Origin of the sequence: Streptomyces sp. NPDC002795 (genome assembly GCF_042888725.1) — a bacterium.
Taxonomy (GTDB): Bacteria; Actinomycetota; Actinomycetes; order Streptomycetales; family Streptomycetaceae; genus Streptomyces.
This window is the reverse complement of the sequence record NZ_JBIAQB010000002.1, coordinates 877,745-893,825: the sequence shown is the minus strand read 5'-3', so window position 1 is coordinate 893,825 and position 16,081 is coordinate 877,745. Positions and strand designations below refer to the sequence as shown.

Genomic DNA, 16,081 nt, shown 5'->3' with positions numbered 1-16,081 from the left:
CCTCCTTCACGGCGTCGACCTGGGCAAACAATCCCATTCTCGCCGGGTTGTACGCCCCTGGGGTCAACCGATCGGATGACCCCGGTGTCGACCGCACGGCGCGCCGCCTCCAGCCGGTCCGTCGACGGGCGGGGCCCGGATCCGGACCCAGGATTGAAGGCAGAGCGGGACGGCAGGAACGGCAAAACGGCCTCCCGGTCGACCTCCTCCTTTTCCTCTGCATCACCCACTCAGGAGTTCCCCATGCAGCACGCCAAGAAGATCTCGAAGCGCACTCGCGTCGTCACCGGCACCACGCTCGCCGCCGCCATCGCCCTCGGCGGGTTCGGCGCGTACTCGGCGAGCGCCGCGGACTCGGAGCCGGCCACCCAGGCCGCCGCCAAGCCCGCCGCCGCGAAGGCCGGCAACACCTTCGAGTCCAAGCACCTCACCGTGGGCGCCGCCACCGACGCCGCCGAGGCCGTCCTGAAGGCCGCGAAGAAGGAGAACCAGAAGGTCTCCGTCGCCGTCGTCGACCGCAACGGCAACACGATCGTCGAGCTGCGCGGTGACGGTGCGGGTCCGCAGTCGCCGGAGTCCGCCGTGAAGAAGGCGTACACCGCGGTCTCCTGGAACGCGCCGACGTCCGAGCTGACGAAGCGTCTTGAGCAGGCGCCGAACCTGAAGGACATTCCCGGCACGCTGTTCCTCGCGGGTGGGGCGCCGGTTGCCTCCGGCGGTGCGCCCATCGCGGGTATCGGTGTTGCCGGTGCGCCTTCGGGGGACCTGGACGAGAAGTTCGCCCAGGCGGGCGTCGCCGAGCTCGGCTAGTTCATTCAAGCCCTGCGGCGATTGAGCCGATCAAGCCCCCGCGGCGATTGAGCGGCGGGGTCCGGGGCGGAGCCCCGGGGCGCTCGCCGGGTAGCCGGGGCTGGGCTTGGGGCTCTGCCCCATACCCCGCGCCTCAATCGCCGGCGGGGCTTATTTCGAACGGAGCCGCACCATGCAGCACACCGAGAACAACAACAACCGCACGCTCCTCGCCGCCGCCGCTCAGGGCGACGCCGACGGCGTCCGGGCCGCCCTCGCGGCGGGTGCCGACGTCGAGGCCCGGGACGCGCACCGGCGTACGCCGCTCCTCCTGGCCTCCCTCAACGATCACGTCGCCGCCGCGGAGGCACTCGTCGCGGCGGGTGCCGACGCGAACGCCCAGGACGACCGGGACGACAGCGCGTGGCTCGCCACCGGTGTCACCGGCTCCGTGGAGATGATGCGCGCCCTGCTGCCCGCCCGGCCCGACCTGAAGGTCACCAACCGGTTCGGCGGGATCTCCGTCATCCCGGCCTCCGAACGCGGTCACGTCGACTACGTGCGTGCCGTGCTCCGCGAGACCGACATCGACGTCGACCACGTCAACCGGCTGGGCTGGACCGCCCTGTTGGAGGCCGTGATCCTCGGCGACGGCGGGCGCGCGCACCAGGAGATCGTCGAGCTGCTCATCACGGCGGGCGCCAGCCCGGAGCTGCCCGACGGCGACGGCATGACGCCCCTGGAGCACGCCGAACGCCGCGGCTTCGCCGAGATCGCCGGCCTGTTGCGGGCCGTACGGTGAGGCGCGCGGTCCTCGGGGCGGTCGCCGTCGCGGTCCTCGCGACCGGGTGCGGTGCGACGCCGCAGGCGGACACCAACTCCCCTCCCAGTAACGCCAGTTCGCCAGCACAGAAGGCCCCCGGCGGCACCCTCCTCGTCGCCGACTTCGACTCCGACACGGTCTCCTTCGTCGATCCGGACCCCGGCAAGGGCGCCTTCGACTCGGTGAAGGTCGGCCACGCCCTGTACGGGCTCGTCGTCGGTGACGACGGCCGGGCCTGGGTCGCCACCGCCGAGGGCGTCGCCGTCGTCGACACGGACAGCCGTGAGCGCGAGGCCCTCATCCCGTACGAGACCGGCGAGGCCAGGGACCTCGGCCCGGTCACCGACGGCGAGTACCGCGGCGGCGGCATGGGCATCGCCCTCGCGCCCGACGGCAAGCACGCGTACGTGGGCGTCAACGTCCCTGATGGCAACGGGACGTTGGAGACCATCGACACCACGACCAAGAAGGTCACCGACACGACCTCCGTCGGCCGGCGGCCCTTCGACGTCGACGTGTCGCGCGACGGGCGGCAGGTGTACGCCACCGATCACGACTCCTTCGACGTCACCGTCCTCGACACCCGCAGCGGCGACACCCGCCGCATCGAGGTCGCCCCGTACGGCACCGAGGGCGGTCTCGGCTCGTGGCTGAAGCCGCACTACGCCGCCGTGCGGCCCTCCGACGGCAAGCTGCTCCTCCCCTTCGAGGGCGAGAAGCTCGTCGTGGTCGACCCGGACACCGGCCGCTCGACCGTCCAGCGGATGACCGCCAACACCCACCAGCACGGCGTCACGATCACCCCCGACGGGACGCTTCTCGCGGTCGGCACGGGGCCCATCGACCCGTCCACGGACGAGGGGCCCTCGCTCACCATCCGTACGCCCGGCGGCAAGGAGAAGGTCGTGCCGCTCGACGGGCCGCACGAGGACGTCGCCGTCTCCGAGGACGGCGGGACCGCGTACGTCACCGGTGGCTTCACCCGCGACGGCTTCTGGGACGGCATCACCGTCGTCGACATCGACAGCGGCGACACCCGCCGACTGGCCGCGGGGGAGCGGCCGTTGGGGATCGCGGTTCTGTAGCGGTTCTGCGGGCGCCGCGGCAGGAGGGCAGTGTGGCGGCCGTACCGGGACATTGGGGTCATAGGATCTCGGCGTGCGCCGCCGACTCCGCCTCCCCGCCGCCCTCCTCAGCGTCCTCGCCACCGTCGCCGTCACCGCGTGCGACGGCGGCGTCCACGGCACGCCCGGCGCCTCGGGCCTGCGCGATCCGTACTTCCCCAAGCTCGGGAACGGCGGCTACGACGTCGGCCACTACGCCCTCGACCTCTCCTACGACCCGGACACGCACCACCTCTCCGGCACCGCCGAGATCACCGCGACGGCGCGCCAGGCGCTCAGCGCGTTCAACCTGGACCTGAAGGGTCTGACGGTGCGGAGGGTCACCGTCGACGGAGAGAAGGCCGTGGCCAGCCGCGCCGGGCACGAGGTGACCGTGCGGCCGCACGACGAGCTCCGCAAGGGGCACACCTTCCGCGCCACCGTCCGCTACGACGGCGAACCCGTCACGATCACCGACCCGGACGGCACGGGCGAGGGCTGGCTGCGCACCGCCGACGGCGCTCTCGCCCTCGGCGAACCGACCGGCTCCATGGCCTGGTTCCCCGGCAACCACCACCCCTCGGACAAGGCGACGTACGACATCCGGATCACGGTCCCCACCGGCGTACAGGCGGTGTCCAACGGCGAGCTGAGCGGCACGAAGCGGTCGCCCGACGGGCGGCGCACCGCGTACGACTGGCGGATGCGGCAGCCGATGGCGAGCTATCTGGCGACCGTCGCCGTCGGAGAGTTCGAGACGGAGCGGGGCCGCACGGCCGCCGGGATTCCCGTGTACACCGCCGTCGACCCGGCCGAGGCGAAGGCGAGCGCGAAGGTTCTCGACCGGCTGCCGGAGGTCGTCGACTGGGAGGTGAAGAGGTTCGGCGCGTACCCGTTCTCGTCGACGGGCGCGATCGTCGACCGCGGTGGAGACGTGGGGTACGCCCTGGAGACGCAGAGCCGGCCCGTCTTCCCCGGCGCCCCCGATCTCGGCCTGCTCGTCCACGAGCTGGCGCACCAGTGGTACGGCGACTCGGTCACCCCGAAGTCATGGCGCGACATGTGGCTCAACGAAGGGTTCGCGACGTACGCGCAGTGGCTGTGGGACGAGGGCCACGGCGGGGACACGGCGCAGCGGACCTTCGAGGCGGTCATGAAGCGGCCCGCGAGCGACGGCGTCTGGTCCTTCCCGCCCGCGCGGCCGCCGAACGCCGCACACCTCTCCGACACCCCGGTCTACGAGCGCGGCGCGATGGTGCTGCACCGGATCCGCAGAACGATCGGCGACACCAACTTCTTCGCCCTGCTGAAGAGTTGGCCGACGGACCACAAGTACGGATGCGCCGACACGGAGGACTTCACGTCCTACGTGGAACGCCAGAACCCCGGCAAGGGCGAGGCCCTCGCCGGGGTCTGGGAGACCTGGCTGTACGGGAACGGCAAGCCGGAGAAGGCTAGTTGACGTTCACGGCCTTCCAGGCGGCGGCGACCGCGGTGGACTCCGCGCCGCTCGCGCCGTACAGGTCGGCGGCCGCCTTGAGCGTGGCCGCGCGCGCCGCCGCGTAGTCGGTCGTGGACGTCATGTACGTCGAGAGCGCCTTGTACCAGATCTGCACGGCCTTGTCCCGGCCGATGCCGGTGACGGTGGAGCCGTCGGACGTGGGCGAGTCGTAGTCCACCCCGTTGATGGTCTTCTTCCCGCTGCCCTCGCTGAGCAGGTAGAAGAAGTGGTTGGCGACGCCGGACGAGTAGTGCACGTCGAGGCCGCCCGTGGAGCGCGACCAGGAGTCGACGGAGTTGCCGTCCTTGCTGGGCTTGTCCATGTAGCGCAGCGGGGTGCCGTCGCCGTTGATGTCGATCTTCTCGCCGATGAGGTAGTCGCCGGCGTCTGCGGAGTTGGCGGCGTGGAACTCCACCGCCGTGCCGAGGATGTCGGACGTCGCCTCGTTGAGGCCGCCGGACTCCTTGCTGTAGTTGAGGTTCGCCGTGGCGGCGGTCAGGCCGTGGCTCATCTCGTGCGCGGCGACGTCGAGCGAGGTGAGCGGGTTCTTGTTGTCGATCCCGTCGCCGTACGTCATGCAGAAGCAGCTGTCGTCCCAGAACGCGTTGACGTACGCGTTGCCGTAGTGGACGCGGGAGTACGCGGCCTTGCCGTCCCCGGCGATGCCGCTGCGGTTCAGGGACTCCTGGTAGAAGTCCCAGGTCTCGGCGGCCCCGTAGGCGGCGTCGACGGCGGCGGTCTGCGGGTCGGCGGCGGTGCCGTCGCCCCATTTGTCGTCGGCGTCGTGGAAGAGGGTGCCGGTGCCGGACGTGCCGCCCTTCAGGTCGTACGTCTTGTGGCCGCCGCGCTCGCCGTCGACCAGGTCGTAGCCGCCGGACGCGGCGGTGGAGCCGACGGTGACGGTGCCGTTGTACTCGCCGGCGCCGGTGCCGTTCTCGATGGCCTGGTACTTGTAGAGCACCTTGCCGCTGTCGGCGTCGGTGACGACGTGCAACTCGCTGGGGGTGCCGTCGCGTTGGGTGCCCTTGACGGCGGTCTCGTACGCGAGGGTGGGTGCCTTGCCCGCGTCGGCGGCCCAGACGACCTTGTGCGCGGAGTCGGCGGTGGCGCCCTTGACCGAGTCGCCGGCGGCGGATTTCGCGGACTTCTTCGCGGCGGCGGTGCCGGTGGCGGCGTCCGTGGACGCCACGGTTATGGAGCCCTCGCGCGCCTTGGTGGTGCCCTTGAGGTCGCCACCCTTGGCGGTGTGCACGACGAGGTCGCCGCCGAGGACGGGCAGCCCGTCGAAGGTGCGCTCGTAGCGGGTGTGGGTGGTTCCGTCGGCGTCCTTGACGACGTCGCGGGCCACCAGCTTCTCGCCGTCGGCGAGCTTCAACTTCTTGGCGGTTGTGGGGGATTCGGCCTGCGCGTCCTTGAGGGCGGTGGCCCGCTGGGAGGCGCTGAGCGGGAGCGCCGTGGCGCCGTCCGCACGATCCGTGGCGGCGTTGGCCGAGGTGCCGGCCGTGACACCGACGACCACCATGGCGGCGGACGCGGCGAGAGCGGCGAGGCGGGGAGCGGTAGAGCGGATTCTCACTCGGACTCCTTAGGTACCCGTGTGGGGATGGGTGCGTGGGGGGTTCGGAGGGAGAGTGGCACCTGCGATCAGCCCAGTGACAGAGACCTGTCAAAACTTTGCCGGTTCGTGTCCGAATGCCGCCGGTGATTGTCCGTTAATCGATGGCTGTGGCCGAAAGGAACGGGCCCCGGCACACCGCTGTACGCGGCGCGCCGAGGCCCGGCCCCAACTGCTGGGTGAACGTCAGACGTTCACGCCGAAGTCCTGCGCGATGCCGACCAGGCCCGAGGCGTAGCCCTGGCCCACGGCGCGGAACTTCCACTCCGCGCCGTTGCGGTACAGCTCGCCGAAGACCATCGCCGTCTCGGTCGCGGCGTCCTCGGAGAGGTCGTAGCGCGCGATCTCGGTGCCGCCGGTCTGGTTCACAATGCGGATGTACGCGTTGCGGACCTGGCCGAAGTTCTGCGTGCGGTTCTCGGCGTCGTAGATCGAGACCGGGAAGACGATCTTGTCGACGTCGGCCGGCAGGGTCGCCAGGTTGACGTTGATCGCCTCGTCGTCGCCCGCGCCTTCGCCGGAGCGGTTGTCGCCGGTGTGGACGATGGACTGGTCCGGCGTCGCCTTGTTGTTGAAGAAGACGAAGTGACCGTCCGAGTAGACCTTGCCCTCGGGGTTGACCGCGATGGCCGAGGCGTCGAGGTCGAAGTCGGTACCCGTGGTGGTGCGGACGTCCCAGCCGAGGCCCACGGTGACAGCGGTCAGGCCCGGAGCCTCCTTGGTGAGCGAGACGTTGCCACCCTTGGACAGGCTTACAGCCATGGTTCGGGAGTCCTTCCCTCGTGAAATACGGACGTACATGGTTGTACGTGTGCAGCCGAAGCTACTCGTATCCGTAGGAACGTCGTGAGGGGTGGGGAAGGTTCCAGGTCTCTTTACTTTCTTTACCCGGACGCCACGAGGCGCCCGCGGGCCCGGTAAATACGGGTGACGCGGACCGTACGGACGCGCGACCATGGACGCATGTCCGGTCCCCATCCCATCCGCGGTTCGGTCGTCCTCCCGGAGGCCGAGCTCCTTTGGCGTTTCTCGCGGTCGTCCGGTCCGGGCGGGCAGCATGTGAACACGTCCGACTCGGCGGCGGAGGTGCGCTTCGACCTCGCGTCGACGGAGGCGCTGCCGCGTGTCTGGAAGGAGCGGGCTCTGGAGCGGCTCGCTCCGCGGCTCGTGGGCGGCGTGATCTCCGTACGGGCTTCGGAGCACAGGTCGCAGTGGCGCAACCGGGAGGTGGCCCTGGTGCGGCTCGCGGCGCTGTTGGCGGAGGCGACCGCGCCGCCGCCGAAGCCGAGGCGTCCTACGCGGGTGTCGCGTGGCGTCAACGAGCGGCGCCTCCGCCAGAAGAAGGCCCGCTCCGACACGAAACGGGGCCGCTCCGGGCGGGACTGGTAGGTATCCCGGTCCCGCCATTCCAGCCCCGTCGGCGATTGAGGCGCGGGGTCCGGGGCGGAGCCCCGAGGCGTCAACCACGGCGCCGGTGTTGCGGTCCTGGGGCGCTGCCCCAGACCCCGCTGCTCAATCGCCGCAGGGGCTTGAAATGCCCGCCGCAAGGGATCGACAGGTCAGGGGCTTGAAATGCTCGCCGCAAGGGATCGACAGATCGGGGGCTTGAAATGCCCGCCGCAAGGGATCGATAGGTCGGCGGATTGAGTTAGCTCAGGCTCCGATAACGCCCCCGGAAGTACATCAGCGGTCCGCCCTCCGCACTCGGCAGGGACGCCGACAGCACCCGCCCAATGACCAACGTGTGGTCCCCCGCCACGACCACGTTCTCCGTGCGGCACTCCAGCGTCGCCAGCGCCCCACCCACCAGCGGCGCACCCGTGTGCTCACCTCGTACGTACGGGATGTCCTGGAACAGGAGGCGGTCGCTGAGCCGGCCCTTCATGGCGAAGCGGCCCGCGATGTGGCTCTGGGACTCGGAGAGGACCGAGACCGCCCACAGCGGCTGCTCGTCCAGGAGGTCGTCCATGCGGGAGCTGTTGCGCAGCGACACCATCACCAGGGGCGGGTCGAGGGAGACGGACATGAAGGCCGTCGCCGTCATGCCCGCGTCCTCGCCGGCCGGCCCGTCGGGGTCGAGCTGCGGCTCGTGCGAGGTCAGCAGGACGACGCCTGCGGCCAGGCGGGACAGGGCGGCGCGGAACTCGTCGTTGCTCACCCCCTCAGCATGCCCGGAGGGGGTCGAGGGGGAGGGGATGGGAGGGACCGAAGTGGCGGGGGACGTCTTCAACACGCCTTTAACGCTAACTTCGCTCCCACGCGCCCCGCATCGGGCCGATGGCCGAGGCCGGTCCTAGGACCACGGTCGCGGTTCGTGTTCAGGAAACGCACAGAACCCACCCGCTGAGGTGCCCCAATCCTTCATCTCCTGCTGTGACTTGAGTCACAGGAGCCATAATTTGTTGACCCTGTGTACCGGGTGCACAGCTCGCTGTGATTCAGTGGCGTCGACACTGCGAATGAACGTGCTGCTGCACGTGCGAAGCGAACCGATCCGAATTCTGGAGTGCTGTCGAGGTCTCGGGGAGAACTGAGCATGGAGACCGAGTCGGAGCCGTACGTCCGTCTTGCGACCCTGCGTCAGCTGCACGAGGTGATGGCGGACATGAACACCGCCCGCAGTCTGGCCGACACTCTGCAGACCGTCGCGGACGGAGTCGTGAACGGGCTCGGCTACGAACTGGCGTGCGTGAACCTCGTACGTCCCGACGGTGATCTGGTCGTCGCCGCCTTCGCGGGCAACTCCGCGGCCGAGGCCCTGATCACCGGGCGCGTGGGCTCCCGCGCCGCCTGGGACCGCCGCCTCGCCATGGGAACGCAGTGGGGCGAGCTGCGCTTCATACCGCACACCGAGGGCTGGGTGCTCGACGAGGACGACGTGCCGCAGTGGTTCACCGCGGGACCGCCGCCCCGCTTCGAGGACGAGTGGCACCCCGCCGACCGGCTCTTCGCCCCGATGCGGTCGACGAGCTCCTCCGGCGGCGAACTCCTCGGCGTGATCTCCGTCGACCGTCCGCGCGGCGGCCGCATCCCCGGCGCCTGGGGCCGCGAGGCCCTGCAGATGTACGCCTTCCAGGCCGCCATCGCGATCAGCAACGCACGCCTCAGGTCCAACATGCAGCGCGCCCTGGTCCGCCTGGAGCGCGAGCAGCAGGCGCTGCGGGCCAGTGAGGAAAGCTTCCGGCAGGCCTTCGAGTACGCCCCCTCCGGCATGGCCATCGCCGAGATGGGCGGCGACCAGCACGGCCGGCTCCTGCGCACCAACGACGCGCTGTGCCGCCTCCTCGGCCGCCCGGCGTCGGCCATGCGCCGCTACTCGTTCTCCGACCTCGTGCACCCCGAGGACATCGGCACCCTGCTGCGCACCTCCGCCGAGGGCGGCCGCGCGGAGCTGCGGCTCGCCCGCCGCGACGGCACGTACGTCTGGGTGTCCCTGCGGAACTCGGTGGTGGCCGACGCCGCCGACGGGCCGCGCTTCCTGCTCACCCACGTCGAGGACATCGAGGAGCGCAAGCGCCGCGAGCTGCACCTCGCCCACCGCGCCTCGCACGACTCGCTCACTGGCCTGCCGAACTCGGCGGAGCTGCGCGCCCGCCTCTCCGCCCGCCTGTGCCGTCGCCCGTACGAGCCCGGGCCCAGCGCCATCGACTCCCTCGACGCGGCCTACGGCGACCACCGCGGCGCCGCCGCCACGGGCGATGACGGGGCCGGGGTCGGCTTCGACTTCGGCGCGCCCGTCCCGCACCAGTCGAATCTCTACGAGGGGTTCGACGGCTTCGACCACCATGTGCACGTCGCCGCTCCCGAGCACGCCGGCGCCGACAACGGCACGAAGGGCCTCGCCGTCCTCTTCTGCGACCTCGACGGCTTCAAGTCGATCAACGACAGGTTCGGGCACAACGCGGGCGACGCCGTCCTCATCGAGGTCGCCCGCCGGCTGACCAGCGTCGTACGGGACGGGGACACGGTCGCCCGGCTCGGCGGTGACGAGTTCGTGGTGCTCGCCGACGGGCTCGGCCGCGAGGACGCCCAGGACCTCGCCGTCAGGTTGCGGAACGCCATCATTCCGCCGATTCGAGTGGATGGCAGGGCGGTCCGGGTAGGGGCCAGTTTCGGCATCGGCTGGGCCCACTGCGGTATGACGGCCGAGGAAGTGCTGCAATCCGCTGACCAGCGCATGTACGTAGAGAAAAGATCGCGTAGTAAGCAGCACAGGCGGGCCGGCTAGCCCCTACATTGGGCGCGGTTCCGCGGTCCCGGTGAGGTCAAGGCCACGCCGTGGGGTCACTCGCAGCGGGTACCCTCGCCGAGGTAAGCAACGTGTAGGGAGTGATCTGGGATGGCGCCCGGCAACGACAGCGGGAGCACCACGCCCGAGGGCGACGATCCGTTCGGCTATCTGTACGCCGACGGGCAGGCGGCCGGGGCGACCCCGCCCGAGGGCGGTGGCTACGGCTACGGCTACCCGAGCTCGCGGTCCTCCTACCGGGGCAACCAGATCCGCACGGTCGGCGAGCGCCAGTACGGGCAGACCCAGCCGACCCAGGCGTACCAGCAGCCGAACGCGCACTACCAGGCGCCCGAGACGATGCCCGGCGGCGTTCCCAACCAGCCGGGTCCGCCGACGGCGCCCATGCGCGGTGGCGGCCGGGGCCGGGGCCCCAACACGAAGGCGCTGCTGATCGGCGCGGTCGCCGTGGTCGCGGCCGTCGTCATCGGCATCGGCGTCGCCATGCTCAGTAACGACTCGGGCGACGACAAGGGCGAGGCAGGCGGCAAGCCCGCCGGTGGCTCGGAGTCGGTGCAGCCGAGCGAGTCGGCCTCGAAGTCGGCGTCCCCCGCGAAGGTCGACCTGCCCAAGACCGACGCGAAGACGCTGAAGCTGGCGGGTGGCACGTCCACCGCGTCGGACGTGCAGGGCGCGAAGGGCGACGGCGGGGTGTACGTCGCCGGGTTCAACAAGGTGGGCGCGAGCCTGACCTGGACCGTCAACAACATTCCGAAGGACGGCGCGTACAAGCTGCACGTCGACTACGGGGTGCCCGGCAAGGACTCCGACGCCACGATCGACGTGAACGGCAAGAAGCAGTCCCGCCCGCTGAACATGCAGAACTTCGCCGGTGCCGAGGAAGGCGACTGGGAGAAGGGCTGGACGAACACGTGGGCCATCGTCCAGCTCACGAAGGGGACCAACGCGATTACGGTCTCCTGTGAGCAGGGCAACAAGTGCGATGCCAACTTCGACCGGATGTGGCTCACCCAGGGCTGAGCCTGTTTAAGCCCCTGCGGCGATTGAGCAGCGGGGTCTGGGGCAGCGCCCCAGGACCGCAACGCCCGCGCCGGTCGTGACGCCTCGGGGCTCTGCCCCGGACCCCGCGCCTCAATCGCCGGCGGGGCTTGAAAGGCTTAATGGGTCAGGCGGCCGCGACCGTGACCCGGCCCACCAGGTCCTCATACGTGCCGCGGTCGAACTCGCCCGCCACTGGTGCCACCACCGTCGCCGCGGACAGCGCCACCGCGCGAGCGAGCCGCTGGGGCCACGGCAGGTGGTCGACCTGGCCGGAGAGCAGGCCCGCCACCGCCGAGTCGCCCGCCCCCGTGGGGTTGCCGCGCAGGCGTCCGGGGGCAGGCGCGCGCCACTCGCCGTCCGCCGTCAGGGCGCACAGCCCGTCCGCGCCGAGTGAGGCGACCACCGCGTGGGCGCCGCGGCGGCGTGTGTCCTTCATGGCCTGCAACGGCTCGTGGGAGCCGGTGAGTTCGGCCAGCTCGTCCGCGTTCGGCTTCACCAGGTCGGGGCGGGCCGCGACGCCGCGGCGCAGCGGTTCGCCGCTGGTGTCGAGGAGGACGGGCACCGAGGCGGCCCTCGCGGCCCGTACGAGCGTCGCGTAGGCACCCACCGGCACCCCCGGCGGGAGGCTGCCGCACAGGGCCACCGCGGACGCCGAGCGCAGCAGATCCGCGTACGCCTCCTGGAAGGCCGTCCACTCGGCGGGTGTGATGGTCGGGCCCGGCTCGTTGAGCTGCGTCGTGTCGCCGCTCGACGCGTCGACGACGGCGATCGTGCGGCGGGTCGCGCCGGAGACGGGCACCAGCGCGTCCGCGACGCCCGGGGTGTCGAGCAGCTGGCCCTGGAGCGTGCGGCCCGTCGCACCTCCCACGAATCCCGTCACGGCCACCTCGTGACCGAGCGCGGCCAGCACCCGCGCCACGTTGAGACCCTTGCCGCCGGGCCGCTCGGTGACCTCGGTGACGCGGTGCGTGGCGTGCGGGCGCAGGGACGGCACCCGGTACGTGATGTCGAGTGCGGTGTTCAGCGTGACCGTGAGGATCACAGGACCCCACCCCCCTTGCGTACTTCCAGTAACGGGGCCTGATCATGTCAAAGTCAAGGCGGTTGGCCCAGACCGCGGGCCAACCGCCTTGGACGTGCCGGGGGTTACGGCTTGACCAGCCACTCGCCCTTGCGCAGTACGCCCTTGACCTCGAACTCCGCGTCCAGGACCACCAGGTCGGCGTCCTTGCCGGGCTCCAGCGAGCCCACCTTGTCGTACAGGCCGAGGAGCCTGGCCGGGTTGGCGGAGATGGCGCGGACGACGTCCTCGACGGGGAGTTCGTCGATCGTCACGGCGCGCTTGAACGCCCGGTCGAGGGTCAGCGTCGAGCCCGCGATGGAGCCGCCCTCCACGAGCCGCGCCACGCTGTCCCTCACCTCGACCTCCAGCGGGCCGAGCATGTAACGCCCGTCGCCGAACCCGGCCGCGTCCATCGCGTCGGTGATGAACGCGACCTTGTCCGCGCCCTTGTGATGGAACGCCAGCTCCAGGGCGGCCGGGTGCAGATGCGTGCCGTCGTTGATCAGCTCGACGGTGACGCGGTCGTCCTCCAGGAGCGCCGCGATCGGCCCCGGGTCGCGGTGGCCGAGCGGGGGCATCGCGTTGAACAGGTGCGTGGCGACCGTGGCGCCCGCGTCGACGGCCTCCACCGTCTGCTCGTACGTCGCGTCGGTGTGGCCGATCGCGGCGATGATGCCGTGCTCCGCGAGCAGCCGTACGGAGTCGATGCCGCCGGGCCGCTCGGTGGCGAGGGTGACCATCCTGGCCTGGCCGCGGGCGGCGTCGATCAGCTTGCGGACCTCGGCCGGGTCGGGGTCGCGCAGCAGCGTCTCGTCGTGGGCGCCCTTGCGGCACGGCGAGATGAAGGGGCCCTCGAAGTGGATGCCCGCGATCTCGCCGTGCTCGGCCAGCTCGGAGAGCAGCCCCGCGCGCTGGACGAGGAAGTCCATGTCGCCGGTGACGAAGGACGCGACGGCCGTGGTCGTGCCGTGCTGCTGGTGCGTGCGCACCCCCGTGAGGATCTCGTCGATCGCTCCGGAGGTGAAGGACGCGCCGCCGCCGCCGTGGTTGTGCATGTCGACGAAGCCGGGCACCACCCAGTGGCCGGTCAGGTCGACGGTCTCGGCGCCGTCGGGGACGGCACCGGCGATCTTCGTGCCGTCGACGATGACGCGGCCGTCGGTGACGGTCCCGGTGGGGAGTACCACCTTGGCGCCGGTGAGCACCTTTGCTGTGGCCATCAGGCGGTTACCTCCGTGTTGTCGACGGCGAGCAGGTCCCAGGCGAGCAGTCCCGCGCCCAGGCATCCGGCGCTGTCCCCGAGGACGGCCGGGACGATCGTGGGGAGCGCCTGGAAGGTGACGCGCTCCGCGACGGCCGCACGCAGGGGTGTGAACAAGGTTTCCCCGGCCTCGGCGAGCCCGCCACCGATGATGAGCGTGCGGGGGTCCAGCAGAGTGAGCGCGAGCACGAGACCGTCGGCGAGCGCGTCCACCGCGTCCCGCCAGACCTGGGCCGCCCTCGGGTCGCCCGCGTCGACGGCCTTCGCGCAGTCCGCCGCGGTCGCCTTCTCGTCGCCGCTCGCCTCCTGCCAGGCCAGGGTGACCGCGGAGGCGGAGGCGTACCGCTCCAGGCAGCCGCGCTGACCGCAGCCGCAGGCCACGCCGCCGGGGCGTACGACCACATGGCCGATCTCGCCCGCGGAGCCGTGCGCGCCGGGTTCGATGCGCCCGTCGATGCCGATGGCGCCCGCGATCCCGGTGCCGAGCGGCATGAACAGGAACCGGTCGGCGTCCTTGCCCGCCCCGAGCCGCCCCTCGCCGAGCCCGCCGGTGCGCACGTCGTGGCCGAGCGCCACGGGGATGCCGCCGAGCCGCTCGCTGAGCAGGGCCCGCATGGGGACGTCGCGCCAGCCGAGGTTGGCGGCGAACAGGGCGATGCCGTCCGTCTCGTCCACGACGCCGGGCACCGCGACCCCGGCGGCCCGCGCGGGTTCGCCGAGGTGCCGCTCGCCGTACGCGCGCAGTTCGGCGGCGAAGTCGAGGATCGACTCCACGACCGCGTCGGCGCCGCGCTCGCGCCGGGTGGCCCGGCGCGCCTGGTGCAGCAGGTTGCCGTCGGTCCCGACCAGGGCGGCCTTCATCCCGGTGCCGCCCACGTCCAGGGCGATGACATGTTTCACGGGGGACAGTCTCGCGCGTCCACCCGCGAGAGGTCTAGTCCAGTCTCCCCTCGTTTCCGCTCCGGTGGCCATGTGGTGTAGACCTTCGGGGGACCATGGGACAGGCCTGTGGCGTGGAAGACACAGTTGGAGTGCGGCACGTGCGCAAGGGGAGGACGGCTCTGACCGTGGCGGCCGCGCTCGGGGTGGTGGCCGCGTCGTCGCTGCTCACGGCCTGTGGGAGCGGTGACTCGGACGACGTCACGCTGAAGCTGGTCGCGGCCGACTACGGCGACTCCGAGGCCAACAGCTCCCAGGAGTACTGGGACGACGTCGCCGCCGGCTTCGAGAAGCAGCACCCGGGCATCAAGGTCGACGTCGACGTCCACTCCTGGGACGTCGTCGACAAGAAGGTCAAGGACATGGTCGCCGCGGGCAACGCGCCCGACATGGCGCAGATCGGCGCGTACGCCGACTACGCGGCGGCGGGCAAGCTGTACTCCGTCGACAAGCTGCTCTCCGTGCCGGTCCAGGCCGATTTCGTCGGCCAGATGAGCCAGGCGGGCGAGATCAAGGGCGCGCAGTACGGCATGCCGTTCGCCGCCTCCACGCGCCGCCTCTTCTACAACAAGAAGCTCTTCACCCAGGCCGGGATCACGCCGCCGAAGACCTGGGCCGGTCTCGTCACCGCCGCCAAGGCGCTCAAGGCGCAGGGCGTGCGCTACCCCTTCGCGCTGCCGCTCGGCACCGAAGAGGCGCAGGCCGAGACGCTGATCTGGATGCTCAGCAACGGCGGCGGCTACACCGACAACGTCGGCAGCTACGCCCTCGACGACAAGAAGAACGTCGAGGCCCTGTCCTGGCTCAAGAACAACCTGGTCACCAAGGGCCTCACCGGCCCGACCGCCCCCGGCGAGCTCAACCGCACGCCCGCCTTCCAGGCCTTCGCCAAGGGCCAGGTCGGCATGTTGTCCGGCCACCCCACGCTGATGAACATGGCCAAGGCGAAGGGCGTCTCCTACGGTGACGTGGCGATCCCCGGACCGGACGGCACGCCCAGGTCCACGATGGGCGTCACCGACTGGATGATGGCGTTCAAGCAGGGCGGCCACCCCAAGGAGACCGGGGCGTTCCTCGACTACGCCTACAACAAGAAGAACGTCCTCGACTTCTCCCGCAAGTACACCGTCGCGCCCGTCACGGTCTCCGCGTCGAACGCCATGACGTCCTCGGCCAAGGACAAGGCCCTGCGCCCGTTCATCGACGAACTCGCGGGCGCCACGTACTACCCCGCCAACAAGACGTCCTGGCCCGAGGTCAGCGCCGAGATCAAGAAGCAGATCGGCTCCACCGTCACGCCGCAGGGCAGCGCGGCGGGCACCCTCGGCGCGATCCAGAACGAGGCGGCGGCCGCGGAATCCGCGGAGTAGCGTGACCGGTATGGAGCCTCTCGGTGACCGTGAGCGTGCGGTGCTTGTGTTCGAGGGCCGTGGGTGGCTCTCGCCGGGGGCCAAAGAGCGGGCGATCCGCGAGGAGCTGGACCTGGCGCCGGTCCGCTACTACCAGCTCCTCAACGCGCTCCTCGACGACCCTCGGGCCCTGGAGTTCGCCCCGGTGACGGTGAACCGCCTGCGGCGGGTCCGCGACGCGCGGCGCGGCGAGCGCTAGCCCCACCGTGGCTGGGCTTGGGGCTCTGCCCCATACCCCGCTGCTCAATCGCCGCAGGGGCTTGATATTTCAAGCCCCGCCGGCGATTG

The 16,081-nt window shown here is 71.0% G+C and carries 15 protein-coding genes; 9 read left to right on the top strand and 6 right to left on the bottom strand.

Features of this window, described 5'->3' with window-relative positions; all coding sequences use genetic code 11:
• Window positions 1-243 precede the first annotated feature (243 nt).
• From ACFYWS_RS08745 to ACFYWS_RS08730, 4 genes are all read left to right on the top strand, one after another.
• Window positions 244-810 (top strand): heme-binding protein, encoded by a 567-nt coding sequence (locus tag ACFYWS_RS08745; RefSeq protein WP_389271387.1) that lies wholly within the window; start codon window positions 244-246, stop codon window positions 808-810.
• A 172-nt stretch (window positions 811-982) separates the two neighbouring features.
• A complete protein-coding gene (locus ACFYWS_RS08740; protein WP_389271384.1) occupies window positions 983-1,591 on the top strand; it encodes an ankyrin repeat domain-containing protein in 609 nt (202 codons plus the stop codon).
• Window positions 1,588-2,697, top strand: coding sequence for a YncE family protein (locus ACFYWS_RS08735; RefSeq protein ID WP_389271381.1), 1,110 nt, complete (start codon window positions 1,588-1,590; stop codon window positions 2,695-2,697). Before ACFYWS_RS08740 ends, ACFYWS_RS08735 begins: the two co-directional genes overlap by 4 nt.
• A 73-nt stretch (window positions 2,698-2,770) precedes the next feature.
• Window positions 2,771-4,177 carry a M1 family metallopeptidase gene (locus ACFYWS_RS08730; protein WP_389271378.1) on the top strand — a complete coding sequence of 469 codons (1,407 nt, stop codon included), beginning with the start codon at window positions 2,771-2,773 and terminating at the stop codon, window positions 4,175-4,177.
• Here ACFYWS_RS08730 and ACFYWS_RS08725 read toward each other — a convergent pair.
• Complete coding sequence (locus ACFYWS_RS08725) at window positions 4,170-5,738, bottom strand: M4 family metallopeptidase (RefSeq protein ID WP_389271823.1); 1,569 nt, start codon at window positions 5,736-5,738, stop codon at window positions 4,170-4,172. The two genes, ACFYWS_RS08730 and ACFYWS_RS08725, sit on opposite strands and share 8 nt — an antisense overlap.
• A gap of 279 nt (window positions 5,739-6,017) precedes the next feature.
• Window positions 6,018-6,593 (bottom strand): TerD family protein, encoded by a 576-nt coding sequence (locus ACFYWS_RS08720; protein ID WP_389271375.1) that lies wholly within the window; start codon window positions 6,591-6,593, stop codon window positions 6,018-6,020.
• A gap of 201 nt (window positions 6,594-6,794) precedes the next feature.
• On the opposite strand from ACFYWS_RS08720, the gene arfB reads away from it, so the two are divergent.
• Window positions 6,795-7,220, top strand: a complete 426-nt coding sequence (arfB, locus tag ACFYWS_RS08715) for an alternative ribosome rescue aminoacyl-tRNA hydrolase ArfB (protein ID WP_389271372.1) — start codon at window positions 6,795-6,797, stop codon at window positions 7,218-7,220.
• A 259-nt stretch (window positions 7,221-7,479) separates the two neighbouring features.
• Here the strand turns inward: arfB and ACFYWS_RS08710 are convergent, their stop codons facing one another.
• A complete protein-coding gene (locus tag ACFYWS_RS08710; protein WP_389271369.1) occupies window positions 7,480-8,064 on the bottom strand; it encodes a flavin reductase family protein in 585 nt (194 codons plus the stop codon).
• Window positions 8,065-8,367: 303 nt separating this feature from the next.
• On the opposite strand from ACFYWS_RS08710, the gene cdgB reads away from it, so the two are divergent.
• Both cdgB and ACFYWS_RS08700 read left to right on the top strand, forming a co-directional pair.
• Window positions 8,368-10,059 carry a diguanylate cyclase CdgB gene (gene cdgB, locus ACFYWS_RS08705; RefSeq protein WP_389271366.1) on the top strand — a complete coding sequence of 564 codons (1,692 nt, stop codon included), beginning with the start codon at window positions 8,368-8,370 and terminating at the stop codon, window positions 10,057-10,059.
• A gap of 111 nt (window positions 10,060-10,170) precedes the next feature.
• On the top strand, window positions 10,171-11,100 hold the full coding sequence (locus tag ACFYWS_RS08700; protein ID WP_389271363.1) for a carbohydrate-binding protein: 930 nt from the start codon (window positions 10,171-10,173) through the stop codon (window positions 11,098-11,100).
• A gap of 145 nt (window positions 11,101-11,245) precedes the next feature.
• On the opposite strand, the gene ACFYWS_RS08695 is transcribed toward ACFYWS_RS08700, so the two are convergent.
• From ACFYWS_RS08695 to ACFYWS_RS08685, 3 genes are all read right to left on the bottom strand, one after another.
• A complete protein-coding gene (locus ACFYWS_RS08695) occupies window positions 11,246-12,163 on the bottom strand; it encodes a 1-phosphofructokinase family hexose kinase (RefSeq protein ID WP_389271360.1) in 918 nt (305 codons plus the stop codon).
• 104 nt (window positions 12,164-12,267) lie between these two features.
• The gene (gene nagA, locus ACFYWS_RS08690; protein WP_389271357.1) at window positions 12,268-13,404 is read right to left on the bottom strand and encodes an N-acetylglucosamine-6-phosphate deacetylase; all 1,137 of its coding nucleotides are present in this window, start codon (window positions 13,402-13,404) and stop codon (window positions 12,268-12,270) included.
• The gene (locus ACFYWS_RS08685) at window positions 13,404-14,345 is read right to left on the bottom strand and encodes an ROK family protein (protein ID WP_389271354.1); all 942 of its coding nucleotides are present in this window, start codon (window positions 14,343-14,345) and stop codon (window positions 13,404-13,406) included. The genes nagA and ACFYWS_RS08685 overlap by 1 nt, the downstream gene beginning before the upstream one ends.
• Window positions 14,346-14,485: 140 nt before the next feature.
• Between ACFYWS_RS08685 and ACFYWS_RS08680 the strand changes: the two genes are divergently transcribed.
• Both ACFYWS_RS08680 and ACFYWS_RS08675 read left to right on the top strand, forming a co-directional pair.
• Entirely contained in the window at window positions 14,486-15,754 is a 1,269-nt protein-coding gene (locus tag ACFYWS_RS08680) for an ABC transporter substrate-binding protein (protein WP_389271351.1), read from the top strand.
• A gap of 10 nt (window positions 15,755-15,764) precedes the next feature.
• Entirely contained in the window at window positions 15,765-15,992 is a 228-nt protein-coding gene (locus ACFYWS_RS08675) for a DUF3263 domain-containing protein (protein WP_389271348.1), read from the top strand.
• Window positions 15,993-16,081 lie beyond the last annotated feature (89 nt).